At 59.9% G+C, this 13,138-nt stretch carries 8 protein-coding genes; 5 read left to right on the top strand and 3 right to left on the bottom strand.

Going from position 1 to position 13,138, the window contains the following annotated elements:
* Positions 1-21: 21 nt before the first annotated feature.
* Positions 22-4,077: a YhdP family protein gene (locus tag RAN89_RS03920; protein WP_313868345.1), complete on the bottom strand. Its 4,056-nt coding sequence runs from the start codon at positions 4,075-4,077 to the stop codon at positions 22-24.
* A 27-nt stretch (positions 4,078-4,104) separates the two neighbouring features.
* On the opposite strand from RAN89_RS03920, the gene glnE reads away from it, so the two are divergent.
* Complete coding sequence (glnE, locus tag RAN89_RS03915; RefSeq protein ID WP_313868344.1) at positions 4,105-6,810, top strand: bifunctional [glutamate--ammonia ligase]-adenylyl-L-tyrosine phosphorylase/[glutamate--ammonia-ligase] adenylyltransferase; 2,706 nt, start codon at positions 4,105-4,107, stop codon at positions 6,808-6,810.
* An 11-nt stretch (positions 6,811-6,821) separates the two neighbouring features.
* On the opposite strand, the gene rfaE2 is transcribed toward glnE, so the two are convergent.
* A complete protein-coding gene (rfaE2, locus tag RAN89_RS03910; protein ID WP_313868343.1) occupies positions 6,822-7,325 on the bottom strand; it encodes a D-glycero-beta-D-manno-heptose 1-phosphate adenylyltransferase in 504 nt (167 codons plus the stop codon).
* A gap of 89 nt (positions 7,326-7,414) precedes the next feature.
* On the opposite strand from rfaE2, the gene RAN89_RS03905 reads away from it, so the two are divergent.
* A complete protein-coding gene (locus tag RAN89_RS03905) occupies positions 7,415-8,644 on the top strand; it encodes an HD-GYP domain-containing protein (RefSeq protein WP_313868342.1) in 1,230 nt (409 codons plus the stop codon).
* Here the strand turns inward: RAN89_RS03905 and RAN89_RS03900 are convergent.
* Positions 8,627-9,490 (bottom strand): ferritin family protein, encoded by an 864-nt coding sequence (locus RAN89_RS03900; protein ID WP_313868341.1) that lies wholly within the window; start codon positions 9,488-9,490, stop codon positions 8,627-8,629. The genes RAN89_RS03905 and RAN89_RS03900 overlap by 18 nt on opposite strands.
* A gap of 226 nt (positions 9,491-9,716) precedes the next feature.
* Between RAN89_RS03900 and RAN89_RS03895 the strand changes: the two genes are divergently transcribed.
* Genes RAN89_RS03895 through RAN89_RS03885 form a run of 3 tightly spaced genes read left to right on the top strand, consistent with a single transcriptional unit; the run spans position 9,717 to position 13,120 of the window.
* A complete protein-coding gene (locus RAN89_RS03895) occupies positions 9,717-11,012 on the top strand; it encodes an NAD(P)/FAD-dependent oxidoreductase (RefSeq protein WP_313868340.1) in 1,296 nt (431 codons plus the stop codon).
* 11 nt (positions 11,013-11,023) lie between these two features.
* Positions 11,024-11,851, top strand: a complete 828-nt coding sequence (locus RAN89_RS03890; RefSeq protein WP_313868339.1) for a DUF1365 domain-containing protein — start codon at positions 11,024-11,026, stop codon at positions 11,849-11,851.
* Between the two features lie 21 nt (positions 11,852-11,872).
* A complete protein-coding gene (locus tag RAN89_RS03885) occupies positions 11,873-13,120 on the top strand; it encodes a class I SAM-dependent methyltransferase (protein WP_428984474.1) in 1,248 nt (415 codons plus the stop codon).
* Positions 13,121-13,138: the final 18 nt, after the last annotated feature.

The following is a 13,138-nucleotide window of genomic DNA, read 5'->3' as shown; positions in this document are numbered from 1 at the left end:
TAACAAAGCAGCTTTGCGCTCTCAAGGCTTGCGGGGCACCTGGGTCACCTTGGGGTCCAGCCAAGTGCCATCCACAATGAACTCCTGGGTGGCGGCATTGACCAAGGGCCCCCGCAACAGAAGCTGGGCCAAAAAACTGCTCAAACCCACGACCGGGTTGATGATCGAGGCAATCAAGGAAGCACTGCCGGCATTGATTTCAGGCACCACCACCACCCGCATGTTCTGGGTTTCCTTGGCGATGTCGGCCTGGCCGTCCATCAACACCGCAGCGTTCACGCCCTTCATCTGCAAGTTGCTGGTTTTGGCAATGCCCTGCTCAATCCCAATATCGCCCCGGAAGTAATCAAACGCAAAGCCCTCACTGAATACATCCCGGAAATCCAAGGTCAAACGGCGCGGCAGGCTTTGCAGGCTCAACACGCCCAGCAATTTGGCGATCCCGGGCTCGGCTTTCAAAAACTGGCCGGTTTCCACATTCACATTGAACTTACCGCTCATGCTCGGGTAGTCGACCGTGATCGGGGAACCCGCCCATGCCACTTGTCCTTCCACCTTGCCATTGCCTTTGCGGACCACGCCCGGCATCCCCAGCCGGCTGAGCAGCTCGCCAGAGTCATTGATGTCAAGCTTGAAGTTCAGCACAGTACGGCGGCGCTCGCGTACGCTCTTGCCCACCGGAGCGGCAGACGCATTGATGCTGGCCCAGTTGCCGCTCGCCGTAAGCTGAGCCTCCGGCGTCTGAATGTTGAATCGGTTCAGGCGCCACTCCCGGGTGTTGGCGCTCCCCAAATTGACCGCTTCAATATCGATGCGCCCCAGCTTTTTGCCCCGGAGCACAAAGTCATCCACCTCGATGTCGAGTGCAGGAATGGCAGACGGCTGTTCATCCAGCAGGGATTCCACATCCTGGGCACTGCTCTGGCCAATGGAGAGGCGGGCCAAGCGCGCATACAAGCGGCCTGCATTGGCGCCGGAAGGTTGCCGGTATTCCATGTAGCCGCTGAGCTCCGTGGCATCCAGGTTGGCACGCCATAGAGGACCTTCGCGACCACCGCCCACCACCACGTTGTTGATCTGCCGCCCGGAAACCAACAATTCCTTCGCACGCAGCACCAGCACAGTGGGCATATAGCCGCTTGTAGCCAGTCCGCCATTGCCTGCAGGCTTGGCGCCCGGGTTGGCGGGCACATCCATGCTCAATTTATCGAGCACGGTAGACCACGCATCCGCATCGAGGCGCGGAATATTCATGTTGGCCACCACGCCTTCATCCGGCAAGGGAGCGGATTCGTCGGCCGCCAGGCCCACCCCGATCGCACCACTCTGCACCCTGGGCTCGACGCCCGATAGGTCGCGCACAAACGTCAACGAGGCCAACTTGCCCACATCAAGCTGCAAACGGTCGCGCAGACGGGCATTCGGCTGCCCACCAGCCAGAGGGCGCATCAACGCGGACTCGAAACGCACCGGCAAGGGAGTGTCCGCTGTTTTTCCCAAAGGCGCGGGCAAACTCAAGCCCATGCCTGCCAGGGTGGAATTGATTTGCAACTCCGCGACGCCGGAGCGGAACCCCAAACTGGCGGTGTAAGGAGCGCTGCCCGTGGCAAATTGCGCCAAACGAGCTGCGGCACCCAACTCCCGGGATTGCCGCAAGCCTTCAGCCGTCGCCGTCCCGGAAAACCTCAATTGGTTAGGCGCTGTACGTGCAGCAGGCGCAGTGGCAGGGGCCGCCACAAAGGACAAGCCGCCCTCCACTTTGATGTCACCCCCCAAGGCTCTGGCCTGGGCACCGGCCAGACTGAAGCCGGACTCGGAGAAGTTAATCGTCCCGCGTGCGCGGCTGAACTTGGGGGTGTCCGGAATGATTTGCAGGTCATTGCCACTCAGCACGATGCTGCCTTGCACGGTCGCCTTGTTGACGTCCGACACTGGAAAACCTAGCTTCAACTTGTAGTCCGCCACGCCCGTAGCGGTGGCCTGCGCGAGGGCTTTATCCATCAGGGGGCCCAGGGGGGAGGTGTTAACCACCGTCAGCAGGTCCGGCAAGGGACCCTTGGCCTCGGCCGTCACACTCACCTGAGAGGCGTCGTACAAGCGAGTGACCTGGGCCTCCGCCTTGCCGATCTGCAAGCCTGTACCCCCGACCAAACCGCGGTTGATTTTGACTTGCAGAACGTCCCGGTCCAGCACCATTTCGCCTTGTAATTGGTTCAGTACCGGCCACGGGAGGCTGTCCTTGGGCAGTACATAGGCAGGGGCAAAGGCAAAACTGCCGTTCTGCACGGATGCGGCAATACGGAACTCACCGGATTGCCCCGTGCGATACGGGAACTTCGCGAGGTCCCCTTTGACCTTGAACTGCACGTTGCTCGCCACACCGCCCAGCAAGGCGCCACGCAAGTATTCGTGAGAGTCTTTTTCCATGGCCAGCGGCAGGTAACGGTGCACACGGGCGCCATCCGCCCTGGCCAAGGTGCCTTGCAAATCCAAAGTACCGGGGCCCGCCATTGCACTGCCGGACACCGCGCTTTGCCAGCTGAACTTCAGCTCTCCCTGCCCATCTGCATTTGAAAACCGTACATTGCTGCCATTCACGGCAAGACGCGGACCGTCCACCTTCCACTGGAGATCGCCTGTGAACTGGTCAAAAAATACGACGGGGTCTTCAAACACTCCATACGCATCCACCATGCCACGGCGCAGGGCGAGCGTTGCCTTGCCGCCCGTTTGGTCCATATCAAATTCGGCATCCAGGCCTTGCACCCCGGGACGACTGTCTGCCTCACAGTGGCAGGAGGGCAAACTCAACTGACTGACCTTGCCTTTGGCCTTGTAAGTTTGAGGCGTTGCGATGGGTCCTTGCCAGCTGGCCTCCAAGCCATCCACGACGCCTTTGGGATCCAGCCTTTGCAGCAGTACATGGGCCTGGGGTTCCAGCGGTAACCTGCCTGCAATCTGGGCCAAAGCCGCCAGGTCCAACCGGTCTGCCGTCAATGTGCCGTGTTCAGGCGCTTTATGGCTTGGGGCGAACAGTTGCAGGCGCACATTGCCCCCCGGCCAATGCAGCCCGTCTTGCGTGACAAACTGCAATGACTCCGTGCTGAATTCACTACCGCCATCCAAGGCCTTGGCGCCTAATCTGCCGGACACCGAAGTCAGTGCCAGCGGCTCCAGCGAGGGACCCGTTGTCAAATTCACTTGGCTCAGGCTGACATCGGCTACGGCACCGGTGGGCGTGCCGCGCACCACATCGACCCACGCACGGAACACGCCACTGCCCCGTGCCAATTGGACACCCAGGTCCACATAACGCCCCAGTTCGGCCAGATCTACCCGCGAGAAGTCCGCATACGCCTGCCCGTCCCAGTCTGACCACTGGCCAGCATGCCGGGATAACAGTGGCTGGCGGAAAACGCCCTGCACACTCAGCCGTGCACCCCAGTGTTCCGGAGGGTCTGCATCCAATCGCATGGAGTGGGTGCGCAAGCGGTTACGCACGACCAGATTGACGCGCTGAAAGGTGACCGGCTCTACCGAGCGCGTTTCATCCGTCCAGGTCACGCTGCCATTCACCAAGGCGACTTCGGATTGAGAGAACAGCCAGTCCGCTCCCCCACTGTCCTGGTTCGGTGAAGTTGCCACATCCAATCCCGCAATCCACCATTTGCCGTCCACAGTCCGACGGATATCGAGTTGCGGACTATCGACATGCAACTGCTCAAAACCCAACCCCAAGATGGAGCGCGGCGACAAGGCGGCTGAAACGCTGGGCAACAGCAAAGCTTGACGCCCCTCGCGATCGAAGACCGTGACGCGCAGCAATTCGATGGAAGGGATGACACCATTGGACCGGGCTTGCAATTCCCCGATGCGGACCTGCAACCCCAAAGCTTGCGTGGCCTGCGTTTCCACCCATGGGCGGAAATCTGCGATTCGCGGCACAATGACAAAATGAAGTCCGCACCAGAGCAAGCCAACGGCCAGCCACGCCATAGCCAGCACACACAACGCCCATTTTGCAAGGATTGCAAACACCCGGAGACGGAGTGAGGGGGCGGAAATCAAATCGTTCATCGTGCTATGGGGACTTAGTCAGGAATTATGACCCGCCTTGAGAATTCCGCTGTGTCGGACGGTTCCCGTTTTGCCCAGCGCATACGGCGGCGTTACGCCACCGAGCTGGCCATGCTGCCCGCAGGCCTGCCCACCAAGGCAGACCTTTCCCGCCTCACAGAAACCCTGCAAATTGCAGGGCATGACTTGGGCACATCGCTGCGCATTACCCGGCAGCTCACATTGGAACGCTTGGTCTGTCTCGATTGCGGCGGTGCCGCGGATGTTTCCCAAGTCACCGGCGTCATGACGGGCCTGGCCGAATGGGCACTGGATCAGGCGTATGCGGCAAGCTACTCGCAGCTGGCCAGCCAGTACGGCTCACCTCAAGCTGCGAACGGTAGCCCCGCGCAATTGTTGGTCATTGGCATGGGCAAGCTAGGCGCTCGCGAACTCAATGTCTCCAGTGATATCGACCTGATCTACGTCTATGACCAGGATGGAGAAACCAGCGGTGACCCGCAAGGGCGCGGGCGCATCTCAAACCAGGAATTCTTCGGGAAAATGGTGCGGGCCATGTATGCCTTGGTAGGAGACAGCACCGACCATGGTTTCGTCTTCCGTGTTGACCTTGCGTTGCGTCCCAATGGCAACTCCGGCCCCTCGGCGGTATCGCTCGGCGCACTGGAAGAGTATTTCCACGTGCAAGGCCGGGAATGGGAACGTTTTGCCTGGTTAAAAAGCCGGGTCGTTGCGCCGGCCGCAGCTGTAGGCTCAGCGACCGCATTGCAGTTGCGGGGAGTGGTCGTGCCCTTTGTGTTCCGGCGCTACCTCGACTACAACGTTTTTGATTCATTGCGGATCTTGCACCGCCAGATCCGGGAGCATGCTGCCAAGCGCAGTGCCGGCCGGCCGGAGCGCAGCAATGACGTCAAGCTGTCCCGCGGGGGTATCCGGGAAATCGAATTTACTGTCCAGTTGCTTCAGGTGGTACGCGGCGGTCAGTACCCGGACCTGCGTACCCGGCCCACTGTCAGCGCTCTGCAGCGCCTGGTGCAAGCCGGCCTGATGCCGCAAGCTACCGCCACCGGGCTGGCAGAGGCCTACCTCTTTCTGCGCCAAGTGGAGCACCGTATCCAGTACCTGGATGACCAGCAAACCCATGTACTGCCAACAGAAGAATCCGACCTGCTCTGGATAGCCCGATCCATGGAGCTCCCCGACAGCAGTGCCCTGCTGCGAGAACTGGACCGGCATCGCGAGATGGTGGCGCAGGAATTCGATGCGCTACTGGGTGGTGGAGAGCCTCAATGCAAAGGTTGCACCGGAAAAAGTAAAGCCGAGGTATACGACTTCGATGCCACCTTGGACGCTTTGAGCGGCAGCTTCAAAGAGCGTATTGCTGCTTGGCGCGCGCACCCCAGAGTGCTTGCACTGAAAGAGGAGTCGCGTCAGCGTCTTGCGCGCTTGGTGCATCGTACGGCGCAGTGGGTGCAAGACGGCAGAACAACGGAAGACGCTGCCGTGAGGCTGGCCGATTGGATGGAGCCCTTGCTTCGGCGGGAAAGCTACCTCGCCATGTTGTTGGAGCGACCGCAAGTCCATGAGCGCCTATTGCGGATGTTGGGTGCAGCGCGGTGGCCTGCGCGGTACCTGCTCAAACACCCGGGCGTCATCGACGAGCTGGCAGACAGTCGCATTCTGGACGAGCGCTTCGATCCGGCTGTCTTTGAAGCCGATTTGGAACGCCGCCTGCAGGCACTCCAAGGCAGCGGGGAAGATGATGACGAAAGCCTGTTGAACCTGTTGCGTCGCGCCCACCATGCAGAGGTATTCAGAACGCTTGCCCGCGATGTGGAGGGACGCATCACCGTTGAGCAGGTAGCCGATGACCTGAGTGCATTGGCCCAATCCGTTCTGAGCATCACCACACGCTGGTGCTGGAGCCGCCTAAAGACGCGCCACACCGAGGTTCCGCACTTCGGCATCATTGCCTATGGCAAGCTGGGCGGCAAGGAACTGGGATACGGCAGTGACCTCGACATTGTTTTTGTCTACGACGACACAGATGAACGTGCATCGGAGATTTATTCCACCCTGGTGCGCAAGCTGATCAATTGGCTGACCGTAAAGACGGGCGAGGGTGATCTCTATGAGATCGATACTGCCCTTCGCCCCAACGGCAATTCAGGCCTGCTGGTCACCAGCTTCGAGGCTTACGCCAACTACCAGCAACAGCGCGGTAGTAATACGGCCTGGACTTGGGAACATCAAGCCATTACCCGCGCACGCTGTGTGTTTGGCTCACCAGAACTGGCTCTGCGTTTTGAAGAAGTGCGCCACGCAGTGCTGTGCAGTCAGCGCGACCCGATCGCCTTGCTCGAAGAAATTCACAGCATGCGCGACAAGGTGCGCAGCAGCCACAACACGGGTCCGGAATGGTTTGACGTCAAGCACAGCCCGGGTGGCATGGTCGATATCGAATTTACTGTGCAGTACTTGGTGCTCAGTGCGGGGCGCCTGCACCCATCATTGCTGGACAACGTTGGAAACATTGCCTTGCTACAACGTGCTCAGGCGGTAGGCTTATTACCAGCCCCGGTGGGAGAGGAGGCCGCACAAACCTATCGGCAGCTGCGTCAACTACAGCACCAAGCCCGATTGGATGAGGCCCCTACACAGGTGCCAGCCGAAGAAGCCACTGAGCAACAAAATGCGGGTATGGTGCTTTGGCACCAGGTTTTCGGCGCCTGAGACGCGTTTTGCTACCCCGCAGTTGTAGCCCTGATTTTTTTAACCAGACCGGTTGTCGAGTAGCCGGATACAAAAGGCAGTGCGCGGGCGAATCCACCCCAGCTCTCCACCAATTTGGTTTCCGGCAGTTTGGACATATCGTAGTCCCCGCCTTTGACCAGGATGTCGGGGCGGATGTGCGCGATCAGGGCTTCCGGGGTGTCTTCAGGGAACCACGTCACCAGATCCACAGCAGCAAGGCTGGCCATCACCACCGCGCGATCAGCTTCCGCATTGAGCGGACGGTCATCCCCCTTGCCGAGTCGACGTACCGAGGCATCGGTATTGAGCGCAACGATCAGACTGCCCCCCAAAGCACGTGCTTGGGCGAGATACAGGACGTGACCCCGGTGCAGAACGTCAAACACCCCATTCGTAAACACCCAGGGCTTGGGTAGCTTGGCGATCGCCTCTGACAGGTCTTCGAAACGCGTGATTTTGTCGAGGAAAGCGGGGAGTGGAACTGCATCTTTCATGCGGCGATCCTATCAGTTCCACCTGTTTCACCACCCAATTCAAGCGTGGACGCCAAGCGCCGATGGAAGCTGCATAATCGCGCAGCCTTATGCACCTCGTCGCCGTCAATATCGAATCGATACGTATCGGATCCCCACTCCCTTTCCCGCTCATGGACAAGGATGGAGTTCTTTTGGCCCGCAAAGGCTATGTCATTCCATCACGGCGCGACCTGGATGAGATCTCACATCGAGGGGGCGGACTGTTCATCGACGTCGCAGATTCTGAGGCCCTTCACCGCGCTTATGTGGACCACTTGTATGGTCTGGTGCGGGACGACAAACCCTTGGGCGAGATTGCAGAAACCCAGATTTCCAGTGACACCTTGACCGAACGCCAGGCCGCGCAGGACGATCGCATGGACTGGCTGGATCTGCAAGCCATTTGCAATGCACTGCTGCGCGACACGCACGAAGCCAGTTTCCGGGACCGCTTGGAGCGCCTGCAACGGCAGCTGGTAAGGCACACCCAGCGCAACCCGGACGGCACGCTGTTCGCCTTGATTTACCTGTCCTCCACAGAAATGCGCATGTACAGCGCGACCCACGCCATGTTGGTCAGCGTAATGTGTATGTTGGCCGCCAAGGATGTGCTGAACTGGCCGGAACCGGAGCAGTCCTTGGTCGGCATGGCTGCGCTGACCATGAACTACAGCATGACGGACATGCAGGACAAGCTTGCTCAGCAACTGGAACCGCCCAACCAGGCACAGCAACTGCAGATCGAACAACATGCCGCGCGATCCGCACTGTTGCTCAAGCAGATGGGTATTCAGGAGCCGGTGTGGCTGACGGCAGTCCACCAACATCACACTGCAGCGCCCGGCCCCTTGGCCCCGCGCACGCCCGGCGACCGCTTGGCACGTCTGATCCGGCGCGCTGACATGTTTGCTGCGCGACTGGCGCCCCGTGCGTCGCGCCTGCCGATCGCTCCGGCCGCGGCCATGCAAGCCTGTTATTTCGACGAGAACCAGACCATTGACGAAGCAGGAGCCGCCCTCATCAAGGCGGTGGGTATCTATCAGCCCGGCTCGTTTGTGCGCTTGGCGACCCATGAGGTCGGTGTTGTCATTCAACGCGGACAAAACACCACGACGCCCCGGGTTGCAGTACTTATCAACAAGAGCGGCGTGCCTACCGTCGAACCCGCCATCCGCGACACCAGCATGCGGGAACACCGCATTGTGGCCAGCGTGCCACACCGCGATGTGAAGGTGCAGCTGAATTTGGAGCGGCTATTGCCGCTTACCGCCCTGCCGAAGTCAGACCGCCCCTGGTGACGCAACGGGCGCGCCCGTCAGGTCCTTGGACAATTCTTTGCGGAACTTGTTCAGCTCCTGCACGGTGGTGAAGCTGCGCTCCATGAGCAGACTCATGTTGTGCAGGATGCGCTCCACCACCTTGGTTTCCCAGACGGCGTCGAAATTGATTTGCTTGTCCAGCCAGTGCTCCAGCCACTCCGGGTTGGGTAGTCGGCTCTGGATGGTGTCCCGCGGAAACAAGGATTTGTTAACGTGCAAATTGGTGGGGTGAAGCGCCTGTGCCGTGCGGCGCGCACTGGCCATCAACACACCCACTTTGGCGAACGCTGACTTGGCTTCGACGCCGAACTTGCCGATGGCGCGCTTCATGTATTTCAAATAGGCGCCGCCGTGGCGCGCCTCATCCTGGCTAAGCTTGGTATAGATGGCCTTGATGACCGGCTCGGTGTGCCAGTCACTCGCACGACGATACCAATGGTTGAGGCGAATCTCGCCGCAGAAGTGCAGCATCAACGTTTCCAGCGCGGGGGCAGGATCAAACTCAAAACGGATGGCGTGCAGTTCTTCTTCGGTGGGCACCATGTCGGGCCGGAAACGGCGCAGGTACTCCATCAATACCAAGGAGTGCTTTTGCTCTTCGAAAAACCAGATCGACATGAAGGCCGAAAAATCGCTGTCGCCCCGGTTATCCCGCAGGAACATTTCGGTAGCCGGCAACGCTGCCCACTCGGTGATCGCGTTCATCTTGATCGTGGCAGCCTGCTCATCAGAGAGCATGGCAGGGTCAAAGCTATCCCAAGGGATGTCTTTATCCATGTCCCAGCGCACAGATTCCAACTGTTTAAAGAGTTCGGGGTAGAGCATGACAACCTTTCAAAACTGGGCAAATTTTAGTCCTGACGTGTGTCAATTACTTGACACATTTCAGTCACAAGGGCTTTTTGCATGGCGGGCAAAGTATTTGAAAAAGCCACACAAAAACCAAGCATTGCGATATATTACCAACCAGTCACAAAATTACCAAGACGTTTAAGCTGTACCGTATGAGCATCCATCCAGTCACTGTCTCCACTGCTTGCGGGAGCGCCGCATGAAGATTGCCATCGTCGGCTCCGGCATCTCGGGCCTTGCCGTTGCTCACCGCTTGCACGGCCTCGCAGACATCACCTTACTGGAAGCAGGCGACTATTTCGGTGGGCACACGCACACGGTGGATGTCACATTGCCCGGCTCCGCCGGCCCGGTGACCCATGGTGTAGACACAGGCTTTCTGGTCTTCAATGAACGCACTTATCCCAACCTGATCGCGCTATTTGCCGAACTGGGTGTGGATACAGCCAAGTCAGACATGTCCTTTTCGGTCCAAGTACCAGGGGCCAAAGGGTCTGGTGCGCTGGAATGGAGCGGCTCCTCACTGGACACCGTGTTCGCCCAGCGCAGCAACCTGGTGAATCCACGCTTTCTTCGCATGCTGAGGGACGTGCTCCGGTTCAACGCTTTGGCCACCGACATTGCGGTGCGCAATGCCGAGAAAGAGCTGATGCAGCCCCTCTCTGAGTTTCTCGTGCAGCACAAACTCTCGGCCGAGTTCCGCGACTGGTATTTCCTGCCCATGCTGGGTTGTATCTGGAGCTGCCCGACCGACCAGATGCTCCAGTTCCCGGTGGCCACCATGATCCGCTTCTGCCACAACCACGGCTTGATCCAGGTGAGTAACCGGCCCCAATGGTGGACGGTGACCGGGGGCGCCCGGCACTATGTCGAGAAAATCATCTCCAAGATTGCCGACAAGCGACTGAACACCCCGGTGCAACATATCGTCCGTGACGCGCAGGGCGTAACGCTTGCCATCAACGGGCAAACCGAGCGCTTTGACGAGGTCGTTCTGGCCTGCCACTCTGACCAAAGTCTGGCCCTGCTTGGCGACGCCAGCCCTGAAGAGCGTGAAACGCTGGGCGCCATTCGCTACCAGCCCAACCGCGCGGTGCTGCACACGGATACCCGTGTGTTGCCACAAGCCCGCCGTGCCTGGGCCGCATGGAACTACGAACGCAGTGCCGACGCAGGCCAGGACAGCGCACGGGTCTGCCTGCACTATTTGCTCAACATGCTGCAGCCGCTGCCTTTTGCGCAAAGCGTGGTCGTTTCGCTGAACCCGGTGAGCGAGATCGACCCCGCCTTGATCCACGGCAGTTTTGACTATGCCCATCCGGTGTTCGATCTTGCTGCCATTCAGGCACAACACAAAGTGCCCGCACTGCAAGGTCAGCAACACACCTACTTCTGCGGCGCATGGACCGGTTATGGCTTCCATGAAGACGGTCTCAAATCCGGGCTGGACGTCGCACGCCGTCTGAAGGCGCGACTGGGCCTGGAAGCAGTTTGACGGACATCGCCATGCAACCCGGTCTTGCGCCCGCCACTTCGCCCTTAGCCATGCCGCTGATCGGCTTTGGCGAGGTGCGCCATACCCGGCTCAAACCGGTGCGCAATGCCTTTGCCTACGGCACCTATTTTTTGATGCTGCCCATGCGCAGCATGGCCCAACAAACCGGCGGACACCTTGCACGCAACCGCTTTGCGGCACTGAGCTTTTATGACGTCGACCACGGCGATGGGCGTTCCTTGGCCCAAGGCGGCGCATTGGCCTGGTTGGACCAATTGCTCGCCGCGGAAGGCATTACCGATGCCACCGGCGAGGTCTGGTTGCACTGCTACCCCCGCGTGTTGGGTTTTACTTTCAAGCCAGTCAGCTTCTGGTACTGCCACCGTGCGGACGGCAGCCTGCGCGCCATCCTGGTGGAGGTGAACAACACGTTCGGCGAGCGGCATTGCTACCTGCTGGACCAGCCCCGCTTCGGTCAGGAACTGCGGGCAGATAAAGTATTTCACGTCTCGCCGTTTTGCCCTGTGGAGGGCGGCTACCGCTTCCGCTTCATGCTCACCGCCGACCTCCGCCGCACTGTCGCCCGGATTGACTACGACGATGCAAGCGGCCCGCTGATTGAGACCAGCGTGAGCGGCAAACTCCAAGCCTTGACTGCCGCAAGCCAACGCCATGCGCTCTGGCACTACCCGGCCATGACGCTGGGCGTCGTGGCGCGTATCCACTGGCAAGCCCTCAAGCTGTGGATCAAAAAAGTACCTTTCTTCCGCAAGCCCGTGCCCCCGGCTTTGTTGACCACCCGTGCCGGCACGCCCCAACCTCACGCAGACACACCCTGAACCTTGACGCCCGAGACTGCCATGAACTCCAACACCATGAACCCCGGCATGCCTTCCACGACACCGGCTGCAACCACTCTGCCTGCTGGCACCCCGGCTGCTGCCCGCACCGTATTCAAGCTGCTGCAAAAGCTCCGCCACGGTAGCCTGACCGTGCAACTGCCTGACGGCAGCGCCCACCGCTTCGGTGGCGAGGCTACCCCGCACGCCAGCCTGGTGCTGCATAACTGGAAGGTATGCGGCGCAGCCCTCAAGTCCGGTGATATCGGTTTTGCCGAGAGCTTTATCGCCGGTGACTGGACCACCCCCAACCTCACCGAACTGCTTCGGGTGCTGGTGAAGAACCGGGCTGAAGTCGAAGGCGTGATTTACGGCAGCTGGGCCGGGCGCCTGCTCTACCGTATCAAGCACCTGCTGAACCGGAACACCAAAGCCAACAGCCAGAAAAACATCCACGCACACTACGACCTGGGCAACGCGTTTTACAGCCTGTGGCTGGACGACACGATGAACTACTCGTCTGCCTTGTTCAGCTCCAACCTGAACCAGCCTATGGCCCTCGCCCAGAAAGCCAAAGTCCGCCGCGCCCTCGAGGAAGCGGGGGTACAAGCGGGCGACCGCGTGCTGGAAATCGGCTGCGGCTGGGGTGCATTGGCCGAAATGGCCACCACCGAATTCAAGGCCGGTATCACCGGTGTCACGCTGAGCATCGAGCAACTGGCCTTTGCCGAAGAGCGCATGCGCAAGCTGGGCGTTCAGGACAAAGCCGACTTGCGGCTGCAGGACTACCGCGACATCCAGGACGCGCCGTTTGACGCTATTTGTTCCATTGAGATGGTGGAAGCGGTGGGCCGTGAATACTGGCCGACCTACTTCGCCACCATCGCCAACAAACTCAAGGCGGGCGGTCGCGCCTGCATCCAGAGCATCGTGATAGACGACGCGCTGTTTGAGCGCTACATAGCATCCACCGACTTCATCCAGCAGTACATCTTCCCCGGTGGCTGCCTGCCATGCCCCAAGGAATTCCGTGCCCAGGCGCGGGCCGCAGGTCTGGACGTGGTGAATGAACTCTCGTTCGGCCACGACTATGCGGAGACCCTCAAGCGTTGGCGCGATGCCTTCCTGGAAAAGCGCGCCGAGGTACTCAGCAAAGGCTTCGATGAGCGCTTTATGCGCATCTGGGAGTTCTACCTCTGCTACTGCGAGGCAGCTTTCCTGGAAGACAACATCGACGTCGTGCAATACACCTTGCGCAAGCCCGACTGAGCAGGGTCTAACGCCTGA

This window comes from Rhodoferax mekongensis (assembly GCF_032191775.1).
GTDB classification, from domain to species: domain Bacteria; phylum Pseudomonadota; class Gammaproteobacteria; order Burkholderiales; family Burkholderiaceae_C; genus Allorhodoferax; species Allorhodoferax mekongensis.
Note: the sequence above shows the minus strand (reverse complement) of the source record. Positions and strands in the feature narration are given on the sequence as shown.

What these genes read in the sequence shown, in the direction of transcription:
- rfaE2 (WP_313868343.1), bottom strand. Translation starts at nt 7,325, where the DNA reads ATGAAAGATGCAGTTCCACTCCCCGCTTTCCTCGACAAAATCACGCGT.
- RAN89_RS03920 (WP_313868345.1), bottom strand. Translation starts at nt 4,077, where the DNA reads ATGAACGATTTGATTTCCGCCCCCTCACTCCGTCTCCGGGTGTTTGCA.
- RAN89_RS03895 (WP_313868340.1), top strand. Translation starts at nt 9,717, where the DNA reads ATGAAGATTGCCATCGTCGGCTCCGGCATCTCGGGCCTTGCCGTTGCT.
- glnE (WP_313868344.1), top strand. Translation starts at nt 4,105, where the DNA reads ATGACCCGCCTTGAGAATTCCGCTGTGTCGGACGGTTCCCGTTTTGCC.
- RAN89_RS03905 (WP_313868342.1), top strand. Translation starts at nt 7,415, where the DNA reads ATGCACCTCGTCGCCGTCAATATCGAATCGATACGTATCGGATCCCCA.
- RAN89_RS03900 (WP_313868341.1), bottom strand. Translation starts at nt 9,490, where the DNA reads ATGCTCTACCCCGAACTCTTTAAACAGTTGGAATCTGTGCGCTGGGAC.
- RAN89_RS03885 (WP_428984474.1), top strand. Translation starts at nt 11,873, where the DNA reads ATGAACTCCAACACCATGAACCCCGGCATGCCTTCCACGACACCGGCT.
- RAN89_RS03890 (WP_313868339.1), top strand. Translation starts at nt 11,024, where the DNA reads ATGCAACCCGGTCTTGCGCCCGCCACTTCGCCCTTAGCCATGCCGCTG.